Source organism: Mesorhizobium sp. M7A.F.Ca.MR.176.00.0.0, assembly GCF_004023165.1.
GTDB lineage: Bacteria > Pseudomonadota > Alphaproteobacteria > Rhizobiales > Rhizobiaceae > Mesorhizobium.
Map to the genome: position 1 here is coordinate 10,527 of NZ_RZTC01000108.1, position 11,178 is coordinate 21,704.

Annotated in this window: 7 protein-coding genes and 1 tRNA gene; 6 read left to right on the top strand and 2 right to left on the bottom strand. The window is 57.1% G+C overall.

Features of this window, described 5'->3' with window-relative positions; genetic code table 11:
* From EOB59_RS27455 to EOB59_RS27480, 6 genes are all read left to right on the top strand, one after another.
* The coding region (locus EOB59_RS27455; RefSeq protein WP_245486782.1) for a substrate-binding domain-containing protein at positions 1-876 on the top strand (876 nt) is incomplete at its 5' end.
* An 87-nt stretch (positions 877-963) separates the two neighbouring features.
* Positions 964-1,794, top strand: a complete 831-nt coding sequence (locus tag EOB59_RS27460; protein ID WP_128289665.1) for a class I SAM-dependent DNA methyltransferase — start codon at positions 964-966, stop codon at positions 1,792-1,794.
* A 186-nt stretch (positions 1,795-1,980) separates the two neighbouring features.
* On the top strand, positions 1,981-3,537 hold the full coding sequence (locus tag EOB59_RS27465; RefSeq protein ID WP_128289666.1) for a type I restriction-modification system subunit M: 1,557 nt from the start codon (positions 1,981-1,983) through the stop codon (positions 3,535-3,537).
* Positions 3,534-4,763 carry a restriction endonuclease subunit S gene (locus EOB59_RS27470; protein ID WP_128289667.1) on the top strand — a complete coding sequence of 410 codons (1,230 nt, stop codon included), beginning with the start codon at positions 3,534-3,536 and terminating at the stop codon, positions 4,761-4,763. The genes EOB59_RS27465 and EOB59_RS27470 overlap by 4 nt, the downstream gene beginning before the upstream one ends.
* 1 nt (position 4,764) lies before the next feature.
* Positions 4,765-5,928 (top strand): AAA family ATPase, encoded by a 1,164-nt coding sequence (locus tag EOB59_RS27475; protein WP_128289668.1) that lies wholly within the window; start codon positions 4,765-4,767, stop codon positions 5,926-5,928.
* Positions 5,929-9,030 carry a type I restriction endonuclease subunit R gene (locus tag EOB59_RS27480; RefSeq protein WP_128289669.1) on the top strand — a complete coding sequence of 1,034 codons (3,102 nt, stop codon included), beginning with the start codon at positions 5,929-5,931 and terminating at the stop codon, positions 9,028-9,030. It abuts the gene before it with no gap.
* Positions 9,031-9,718: 688 nt separating this feature from the next.
* On the opposite strand, the gene EOB59_RS27485 is transcribed toward EOB59_RS27480, so the two are convergent.
* Both EOB59_RS27485 and EOB59_RS27490 read right to left on the bottom strand, forming a co-directional pair.
* Positions 9,719-9,795: transfer RNA gene (locus EOB59_RS27485), tRNA-Arg, on the bottom strand.
* 132 nt (positions 9,796-9,927) lie between these two features.
* On the bottom strand, positions 9,928-10,854 hold the full coding sequence (locus EOB59_RS27490; protein ID WP_128289670.1) for a DUF1003 domain-containing protein: 927 nt from the start codon (positions 10,852-10,854) through the stop codon (positions 9,928-9,930).
* Positions 10,855-11,178 lie beyond the last annotated feature (324 nt).

An 11,178-nucleotide genomic window follows, 5' to 3' on the forward strand; every position in this document is an offset into this window, starting at 1 on the left:
GCCCTTCACCCGCCGATCCCCGCCTTCGAAGGACTGGACGGGGTGATCGGCTTTGCCGTCGACCAGCTCGCCACCAGCCCGGAGGCCGTCGTCGCCATCGAGGGCGCGCGCCAGGCCTCGTGGAACGCCGGCAACGTGCTTCTGGTGGCGCAGACGCTGGGCGATTCCGTCATGGAGCCGCGCGCCATTTCGGCGCTGACCAAGCGAGGCATTTCGGCGCTGATCTACATGACCATCTTCACCCGCGAGATCACCGCGCCCGATTACCTTTACGGCTTGGACATTCCCGTGATCCTGCTCAACTGCTACACGGCGGACTATGCCTTCCCGGCCGTGGTGCCGAGCGAGATCGCCGGCGGCCAGAGCTCGACCCGCCATTTGATCAGCCACGGCCACCGCCGCATCGCCACCATCACCGGCGAGCCGTGGATGCAGGCCGCACAGGACCGGCTGAAAGGCTACCGCCGCGCGCTCGCCACTGCCGACATCCCGTTTGATCCCGAACTGGTGGTCGAGGGCGACTGGTCGGCCAGCGCCGGCTACGCCGCGACCGTCAAGCTCCTAGCGCTGAAGGACCGCCCCACCGCCATCTTCTGCCAGAACGACCGCACCGCGATCGGCTGCTACGAAGCGCTGAAGGAAGCCGGCCTGCACATTCCTGGGGATATTTCCGTGGTCGGCTACGACGACGAGGAAATCGCCCGGCATTTGTTCCCGCCGCTGACCACCTCGATCCTGCCGCATATGGCGATGGGCCAATGGGCGATCGAGCAGCTGGAAGCGCCGGCGCCGCCTGGGAGGGGGCGGTATCCGATCACGAAGCTGGAGTGCCCGCTGGTGGAGCGGGAGAGTGTGCGGGCGGTGATGGGGAGTTAACGCTGGGCGCCTCGGAACACTTCATCGTTGCCATCTGTCGACCTGTGGTCTTTAGTCTCCCCGAAATTGATTTGGGGGTATCTGTAATTGAACCAGCAAGCGTTGTCGGCATTCATCTGGTCGGTGGCCGATCTTCTCAGGGGGGACTACAAGCAGGCTGACTACGGCAAGGTCATTCTTCCTTTTGCCGTTCTGCGGCGTCTGGATTGTGTGCTGGAGCCGACAAAGGAAGCCGTGCTGGCGGAACATGCGGCCAAGACCGCCCAAGGGATGAACCCCGAGCCCTTCGTTCTGCGCAAGGCCGGGCAGACCTTCTACAACACGTCAAAACTCGACATGCGCAAGCTGATGGGCGATCAGGACAACATCGCCCAGAACCTGTTCGCCTACATCCAAGCCTTCTCGCCGGATGTGCGCGACGTCTTCGAGCGGTTCGAGTTCGCGGTACAGGTAGACCGCCTCGCCAAGGCAGGGCTGCTCTATCAGGTCACTGAGAAATTTGCTCGCATCGATCTGCACCCCAGCAAGGTCGACAACCACCAGATGGGCCTTGTGTTCGAGGAACTGATCCGCAAGTTCGCAGAACTCTCAAACGAGACCGCTGGTGAACATTTCACTCCGCGCGAAGTCATCCGGCTGATGGTCAACCTGCTGTTCGTCGAAGACGACGCCATCCTGTCGAAGCCCGGTGTGGTGCGAACGATCTACGATCCGACAGCGGGCACCGGCGGGATGCTGTCTGTCGCCGGAGAGCATCTGGTCGAGCACAACGATAAGGCCTCGCTCGTCAACCCGGAGTCCTACGCTATCTGCAAGGCCGACATGCTCATCAAGGGACAGGATGTCGCCAACATCGTCTTCGGCAACACGCTATCCGACGACGGTCATCCGCAAGAAAAGTTCGACCAAAGAGCATAGCACGAATCCCGCCCCGTCCCTCGCCCAGCGTTTGTTTGGGCGGGCACGATCGAAAGTCGCTATTTCATGCGCGAGGTCGATAAAAGGCAGCTAGTTGCTGGCGGTGGCGCCGGGTGGCGCCGCAGCACCCAAATAACTTAAGCTCTCGCCAGAGCCCAATCCAACGAACCAAACTGGACTTTAGCGATGACTAGCACCCAACAACGCGCCGCCCTGCAACGCCAGATCTGGCAGATCGCCAATGATGTGCGTGGTGCGGTCGACGGCTGGGATTTCAAGCAGTACGTGCTTGGTACGTTGTTCTACCGCTTCATCAGCGAAAACTTCGCCAGCTACATCGAAGGCGGCGACGAAAGCATCAAATATGCCGAGATGGCCGACAGTGTGATCACGGCCGAGATCAAGGAGGATGCGGTAAAGACCAAGGGATACTTCATCTATCCCAGCCAGTTGTTCGCCAATGTCGTCGCCAAGGCCCATGGCAATGAGAAATTGAACACCGACCTGGCAGGCATTTTCGTCGCCATTGAGGCCTCGGCCAACGGCTATCCCTCCGAACTCGACATTAAGGGCCTGTTTGCCGATTTCGACACCACCAGCAACCGTCTGGGCAATACCGTCAAGGATAAGAACGCCCGCTTGGCTGCCGTGCTCAAGGGCGTGGCAGGACTGGACTTCGGCCACTTCGATGCCGCCCATATCGACCTGTTTGGCGATGCCTACGAGTTCCTGATTTCCAACTACGCCGCCAATGCCGGCAAGTCCGGCGGCGAGTTCTTCACCCCGCAGCATGTCTCCAGGCTGATCGCTCAACTGGCCATGCACAAGCAGACCAGCGTCAACAAAATTTACGACCCGGCCTGCGGTTCGGGCTCGCTGCTGCTGCAAGCTAAGAAGCATTTTGACGTCCACGTCATAGAGGACGGGTTTTTCGGCCAGGAGATCAACCACACCACCTATAACCTGGCGCGCATGAACATGTTCCTGCACAACATTAACTACGACAAGTTCAATATTCAGCTGGGCAACACGCTGATTGAGCCACATTTCGGCGGCGACAAACCCTTCGACGCCATCGTCTCCAACCCGCCGTATTCGGTGAAATGGATCGGTAGCGACGACCCTACCCTGATCAACGATGATCGCTTCGCCCCGGCCGGCGTTCTTGCGCCAAAATCCAAGGCTGACTTCGCCTTTGTGCTGCACGCGCTCAGCTACCTCTCCAGCAAGGGGCGCGCAGCCATCGTCTGTTTCCCTGGCATCTTCTATCGCGGGGGTGCCGAACTGAAGATCCGCCAGTACTTGATCGACAACAACTACGTGGAAACGGTGATCGCGCTGGCACCCAACCTGTTCTACGGCACCACCATCGCCGTCAACATCCTGGTGCTGGCCAAGAACAAGACCGACACCCAAACCCAGTTCATCGATGCCAGCGGTCTGTTCAAGAAGGAAACCAATAACAATGTGCTGCTGGATAAACACATAGAGGAGATCATGCAGGCCTTCGATAGCAAGGTCGACGTGGACCACTTAGCCCGCTCGGTGCCGTTGGAGCGGATCGCTGGCAACGACTACAACTTGTCAGTGTCCAGCTATGTGGAAGCCCTGGACAGCCGTGAGGTGGTGGACATCGCCACACTCAATGCCGACCTGAAGATCACCGGCGCCCGCATTGACCAGCTGCGGCGGGAGATCGACGCCATCGTTGCCGAGATCGAGGGGGCGGAGACGGAGGCATGAGCGAGATGAACTATCTGGACAAGCTACTGAGTGAGGTAGCGGTGGAGTGGTTACCGCTCGGGGACGTGACGCAGTATGAGCAACCAGCTAAATATCTGGTATCTACAATAAACTACAGCGACGAATATGACACTCCCGTCCTGACGGCGGGAAAAACCATTGTGCTTGGTTATACGGATGAAGTAGACGGCATCTACAATGCCTCACAAGATCCGGTAATTATATTTGATGATTTCACTACAGCCAACAAATGGATTGATTTTGATTTTAAGATAAAGTCATCAGCCGTCAAGATGATTACGTCGAAAAGTGAAGAAAAGACGCTGTTAAAGTACATCTACTATTGGTTAAACACTTTACCCAGCGAACTGTCTGATGGTGACCATAAACGTCATTGGATCGGAAACTACACAAACAAGAAAATCCCCATCCCCTGCCCGGATTCCCCCGAAAAATCGCTGGCCATCCAGGCGGAAATTGTCCGCATCCTCGACGCCTTCACCGAGCTTACCGCCGAGCTTACCGCCGAGCTTACCGCCCGCAAAAGACAATACCACTATTATCGTGACCACTTGCTGCGGTTCGAAGGGAGGGAAGTGGAGTGGAAGACGCTGGGGGAGATTGGTGAGTTTATTCGCGGCAAGCGCTTTACCAAGGCGGATTACGCGGAAGACGGCATCAGCGCTATCCATTACGGCGAGATCTACACTCGGTATGGCGCTTGGACAGGCGAGACGTTTTCAAAGGTTCGGCGAGAGTTGGCCGGCTCCTTGCGCTATGCAAAACGTGGAGATGTTGTGATCGCCGGTGTTGGCGAAACGGTCGAGGATGTTGGGAAGGCTGTGGCTTGGATTGGCGAGCAAGACATCGCAATACACGACGACAGCTACGCATTCCGGCACTCGATGAACCCCAAATTCATCTCCTACGCGATGCAGACGGCGACGTTCATCTCAGAAAAGGCGAAGCACGTTTCCCGAGGCAAGGTGAATAGATTGCTGATTGACGGGATGGCTAAAGTTCGTGTGCCGATCCCCTACCCAGGCGACGCTCGCAAATCGCTCGCCGAGCAAGCCCGCATTGTCGCAATCCTCGACAAGTTCGACGCGCTGACCAACTCTCTCAGCGAGGGCCTGCCTCGCGAAATATTGCAGCGTAAGCAGCAGTACGCCTATTACCGGAACCTGCTTTTGAGCTTCCCCAAGCCGGAAGAAGTGGCGGTCTGACATGGGGGCGACGCTGACCGAGATCGCCCAACAGCTGAAAGACGCCAACAAGAAGGTGCAGTTGATTTATGCCTTCAACGGCTCGGGCAAGACGCGTCTTTCGCGAGAGTTCAAGCGTTTGATTTCGCCCAAAGCCGATGGTGGAGAAGACGACGAAGGGGCGGAACAGCCCGAGCTGTCGCGCAACAAGATTCTCTACTACAACGCCTTTACTGAAGATCTGTTCTATTGGGATAACGACCTGGCGCTGGATGCAGAGCCGAAGCTGAGAATCCAAGCCAACACTTTCACGGATTGGGTGCTGAAGGATCAAGGTCAGGACTTGAACGTCATTACGACCTTTCAGCGCTATACCAACAACAAGCTCACGCCGCGCTTCAATGAAGAGCGCAAGGACGACGATACCGGGGAGGTCGTTGCGAAAGCCTTTTCGGAGGTTACCTTTTCGCTCGAGCGCGGTGATGATGAGCATTCGGGAAATCTGAAGATCTCCAAGGGCGAAGAAAGCAACTTCATCTGGAGCATTTTCTACACGCTGCTCGAGCAGGTGATTGGTGTGTTGAGCGTGCCAGAACGTGGCGATCGTGAAACCAACGAGTTCGATCAGCTGGAATATGTGTTTATCGACGACCCCGTGAGCTCGTTGGACGAAAACCATCTGATCGAACTGGCTGTCAACTTGGCAAGCCTGATCAAATCCAACCAATCCGATCTGAAGTTTATTGTTACCACACACAGCCCTCTATTCTACAACGTGATGTTTAATGAGCTGAACGGCAAAGCCTGCTACATGCTGGGGCGCTCTGAAGATGGCAGCTTTTCGCTAACTGAAAAGAACGGAGACTCCAACAAGAGTTTCTCCTATCATTTGTATCTAAAACAGACCATAGAGCAGGCTATTGCTGACGATAAGGTTGAAAGGTACCACTTCACCCTATTGCGAAATCTTTACGAGAAAACAGCCAGTTTTCTGGGCTACCAAAAGTGGTCGGAGATTTTACCCGACGACAGGCAGCTATATTTGAGCAGAATTATCAATTTCACAAGCCATAACACTCTATCCAACGAAACTGTTGCAGAGCCGACATTACCTGAAAAGGCAACGGTCAAGTTGTTGCTCGATCACTTGAAAAATACCTACGGATTCTGGCAGCAGGAGCAATAGATGGTTGAACCCGCCAAGACGATAGTAGAATCCAATAATTTCATTGTCCTCGATAAGTACACCGGCGAATGGATCGTCGCGGAAGGCTACCAGAGCGAGGATGCGCTGGAGCGTGAGTTCATCCAAGACCTGGTAAATCAAGGCTATGAGTTCATGTCCGGCCTGAACACGCACGAGGCCCTGCTGGCCAATGTTCGCGTGCAGCTACAGGTGCTCAACTCCGTGCAGTTTTCCGACGGTGAATGGCTCCGCTTCGCAGAAACCTTCGTCGACAGGCCCAGCGACGGTATCATCGAGAAAACCCGCAAGATCCACGATGACTACATCCACGACTTTGTGTTCGATGACGGGCGCATCCAGAATATCTATTTGTTGGACAAGAAGACCATCGCTCGCAACAAGGTGCAGGTGATCAAACAGTTCGAGCAGAATGGTAGCCACGCCAACCGCTACGATGTGACCGTGCTGGTCAATGGCCTGCCGCTGGTGCAGGTGGAACTGAAGAAGCGCGGCGTTGCGATCCGCGAGGCTTTCAACCAGGTGCACCGCTACAGCAAGGAGAGTTTCAACAGCGAGTATTCTCTGTACAAGTATCTGCAGCTATTTGTAATCTCCAACGGAACCGACAGTCGCTACTTCGCTAACACGACGCGTCGCGACAAGAATAGCTTCGACTTCACCATGAACTGGGCGAAGGCGGACAACAATCTGATCAAGGATCTGAAGGACTTCACCGCCACCTTCTTCCAGAAGCACACGCTGCTCAACGTGCTGCTGCATTATTCCGTGTTCGACGTCAGCGACACATTGCTGGTGATGCGGCCCTACCAGATCGCAGCCACTGAGCGCATCCTGCGGAAGATCAAGAGCGCGCATGCCGCCAAGAGCTGGAGTCAGCCGGAAAGCGGCGGCTACATCTGGCACACCACAGGTTCGGGCAAGACCCTGACTAGCTTCAAGGCGGCGCGTCTGGCCACCGAGCTGGACTTCATCGACAAAGTGTTCTTCGTGGTTGACCGCAAGGATCTGGACTACCAGACCATGAGGGAATACCAGCGCTTCTCCCCAGACAGCGTGAACGGTTCGGACTCCACCGCCGGTCTTAAGCGCAATCTGGAGAAAGACGACAACAAGATCGTCGTCACCACCATCCAGAAGCTCAACAACCTCATGAAAAGCGAGGGCGACCTGCCCATCTACCAAAAGCAGGTCGTGTTCATCTTCGACGAGTGCCACCGCAGCCAGTTTGGCGAGGCACAAAAGAACCTCAAGAAGAAGTTCAAGAAATACTACCAGTTCGGCTTCACCGGCACGCCGATCTTCCCACAGAACGCACTGGGTGCAGACACCACCGCCAGCGTGTTCGGCCGCGAGTTGCACTCCTATGTCATCACTGACGCCATCCGCGATGAGAAGGTGCTCAAGTTCAAAGTGGACTACAATGATGTGCGTCCGCAGTTCAAGGCCATCGAATCCGAGCAGGATGAGAAGAAGTTAAGCGCGGCGGAAAACAAACAAGCCTTGTTGCACCCGGACCGCATCCGCGAAATTAGTCAGTACATCCTGAACAACTTCAGGCAGAAGACGCATCGCTTGCAAGCGAGTAATAAGGGTTTCAACGCGATTTTCGCGGTGAGCAGCGTTGACGCGGCCAAGCTATACTACGAGTCCTTCAGGGACCTGCAGAAAGGCAAAGACAGGCCTTTGCGAGTGGCTACCATCTTCTCGTTTGTCGCGAACGAGGAGCAGGACGCCATCGGCGACATCCAGGATGAAAGCTTCGATGTATCGGCCATGAACAGTAGCGCCAAAGAATTTTTGAGCGCCGCCACCGCCGACTATAACACACTCTTCAAGACCAACTTCAACGTTGATAGCAACGGCTTCCAGAACTACTATCGCGACCTAGCGAAGCAGGTGAAGGGAAGGGAGATCGATCTCCTGATCGTGGTTGGCATGTTCCTCACCGGCTTCGATGCGCCCACGCTGAACACGTTGTTCGTGGACAAGAACCTTCGCTACCACGGCCTGATACAGGCGTACTCACGCACCAACCGCATCTTTGACGCCACCAAGACCTTCGGCAACATCGTCACCTTCCGGGACCTCGAACAGGCGACCATCGACGCAATTACGCTGTTCGGTGACAAAAACACGAAAAACGTGGTGCTCGAGAAGGGCTACAAGGAATACATGGGAGGCTTCACCGACGTGCTCACCGGGGAGGCGCGGCGCGGCTTCGTTGACGTGGTGCACGAGTTGGAGGGACGCTTTCCCGACCCCGCCGCCATTGAAAAGGAAGGCGACAAGAAAGCCTTCGCCAAGCTTTTTGGCGAATACCTACGTGTTGAGAACGTGCTGCAGAACTTCGATGAGTTTGCCAGCCTGAAGGCCCTGCAGAACGTGGACAGGAACGATCCTGCGGCGGTGGAGGCGTTGACGGCCAGCCACTACTTGAGCGATGACGATCTGGCGGCACTGCAAACGATCAAGTTGCCGGCCGAGCGAAAGCTGCAGGATTACCGCTCGACTTACAACGACATCCGCGACTGGTTGCGCAAGGAAAAGGCCGCCACTGAAAAGGAAAAGTCTACTCTCGACTGGGACGACGTGGTGTTCGAGGTGGACCTGCTGAGATCGCAGGAAATCAACCTAGATTACATCCTAGAACTGATTTTCGAGCACAACAAAAAGACTAAGAGCAAAGCCGACCTGGTGGACGAAGTGCGTCGGGTGATCCGCGGCAGCCTAGGCAACCGCGCCAAGGAAAGTTTGATGGTGGATTTCATCAACCAAACCGATCTGGATCAGATTGATGACAAGGCCAGCGTGATTGAGGCCTTTTTCACCTTCGCCCAGGCGGAACAGCGACGTGAGGCTCAAGAGCTGATCAGCTCGGAAAACCTGAATGCCGAAGCGGCCCGCCGCTATATCACCACCTCGCTCAGGCGGGAGTTCGCCACCGACAATGGGACGGAACTCAATGCGGTTCTGCCGAAAATGAGCCCGCTTAATCCTCAATACCTCAACAAGAAGCAAAGCGTTTTTCAGAAAATTGCCGCCTTTGTAGAGAAGTTTAAGGGCGTTGGTGGGCAGGTCTGAGTGAACCATGCTGAACCGGTCGTCCGACACTTTCAGCGCATCGGGTCGATGCCGGCGCTTGAGGTAACTTTTAGTCTCGACGCTACCTTACGACGCCGCGTTCTGACGGCTTCCGGACATTCAAGATGCTTGCTAAGCGTGGCGGGACGATCCGCAGAGCGCCAGCGGCAATGCCTGTAACAGAGCACCAGAGGAGGCTTGCGGGAAACTGCACGCAGCAGATTGCAGCATTGCCGCGTCTTCAGGTCATGGCGCACCACGCTGGCAATGACCGGTAGCCCCAGACCAGTCATCTCGGGCGTGACGCTGCGCGCCACCCCGCCGGATACGCGAAGGTCAATTTGACTTGAAGCTCAAGCCTAAAGGATGCGGCGGCCTTCCGTCGTTAGGTAGACCTCACACGGCGTCCGCCGCTCAGGATCACCGAACATCAAAAGCGGTCGGTCAACAACCGGCCCCAAAGCAACTGATACCTGTACACCTATGCAAGTCGCAGGCCGCGACTTTCCTTTCGGCCCATCCGTGCTTTCGGGCAAAAGTTGCGCTTTGTGAGTTGAAATGTTGCGCCACTGTCCAGCCCGAGACGATCGAAATGGTTTCGCGTGTTGCCCTGGTGTTGCCCGACGCGGTGGAGTCTCAGAGAGGCTCTCCCTGCGATTGGGATCAATAAGGGATATCAAGAGGTTGGTGGCGCACCCGACAGGATTCGAACCTGTGACCTCTGCCTTCGGAGGGCAGCGCTCTATCCAGCTGAGCTACGGGTGCTTTCCGGAATCCGGAAAACGAACCAGCCGGTGAACCGGCAAGTCACAGCTTCTTAGCGGAAGCAGGCGCGGGCTTCAACGGGCAAATGGCGATTGGCGCAGCGACCTGGGCTCGGTGCGTCGAGGCTACGGCCTATGAGGTTGCCGCCTCGCTCTTCACCCTCCGCCGTCCGCGCACCGCGCGCTTCGGCTTCTTCGCACCCGCCAGTTCGTGCATGGCATCCAGCTGCATCTGCTGCATTTCGGCCAGGCGCGTCCATTGGCGCGAGATGAGGTAGTCGAGCTTTTCGTGCAGATGGCGCACTTCGAGCTCGGCCTTGAGGTTGACGCGGTAGTCGTTGAAGGAGCGCAGGCGGTCCTTGGACTCCTGCCGCCGCTGGCTCATCATGATGATCGGCGCCTGGATGGCGGCGATGCAGGAGAGCAGCAGGTTGAGCAAGATGAAGGGGTAGGGATCGAAGGCGGCGCTCATGCCGGCGATCAGGTTGATGCCGATCCAAACCAGAAGCACGCTGCCGAACGAGATCAGGAACCACCAGCTGCCGCCGAAGGCAGCCATGTTGTCGGAGACGCGGTCGGCGAAGGTGCGGTGCTCCTCGAATTCCTCCTCCGAGTTTTCGGAAATCGTGTCCTGCCTGGCGATCGATTCGACCACCTGGCGGTCGAGCTCGGAGAATTCGCCGTGCTCCTGCTGCAGCAGCTCCTCCATGTAGCGCATGCGGTAGCGGCCAAGCTCGGCGCGGCTGATGCGGGCGCCGGCCGGCAGGTCGGGATGGTCCGAGCGGATGCGGTCGGCGAGGCTCGGGCGCAGCGTGTCGATGCGCACCAGGTCGCGCTTGCGGAATTTGCGGCCCGAGATCGCCGACGGTTTTTTCTTTGGCTTGCCACGGTGGGCGCCTGGGCCCGCGGGTTCGGAGTCCGGCACTTCGGGCGTGTCGAAGTGCTCGTCCGACACCGGATCGGCCTCCAGCTCACCGACGATCGGCGCCTCGAAATATTCGCCGCCGTCGTCGTTCTGATTGTCTGCCGGTTGCTCGGGCGTTTTGGGGACGGTGCTCATGGTGCGGGCTCCTGATGGTGCTGGGCGACGATAGACAGAGGTGGCGGCGCATAGCCAGCGCCGGGCACGGATTTCGCGGGCCGGACAAGTGGTTTTGATCGGGGAGGCGATGTGGCTGGCGGCGGCTCGCCCTCAGGGCGTGTGGAGACGTTCGAGATTGGCCGAAGCCTCACCAACTTCGTCATCCACGGGCGGAGCGGGAGCGAAGCGGACGCGTAGACCCGAGGATCCATGCCGGGACGTTTGTGGAGGGTGCAGCGGAGCAGAATTCGGCACCGCTGCGGCGCTTTGAAGTCGCGGCATGGATCCTAGGGTCTGCGCCGC

Bases quoted from the DNA above. Each gene is read 5' to 3' on its own strand.
- EOB59_RS27465 (WP_128289666.1), top strand. From the start codon at position 1,981: ATGACTAGCACCCAACAACGCGCCGCCCTGCAACGCCAGATCTGGCAG.
- EOB59_RS27470 (WP_128289667.1), top strand. From the start codon at position 3,534: ATGAGCGAGATGAACTATCTGGACAAGCTACTGAGTGAGGTAGCGGTG.
- EOB59_RS27475 (WP_128289668.1), top strand. From the start codon at position 4,765: ATGGGGGCGACGCTGACCGAGATCGCCCAACAGCTGAAAGACGCCAAC.
- EOB59_RS27480 (WP_128289669.1), top strand. From the start codon at position 5,929: ATGGTTGAACCCGCCAAGACGATAGTAGAATCCAATAATTTCATTGTC.
- EOB59_RS27490 (WP_128289670.1), bottom strand. From the start codon at position 10,854: ATGAGCACCGTCCCCAAAACGCCCGAGCAACCGGCAGACAATCAGAAC.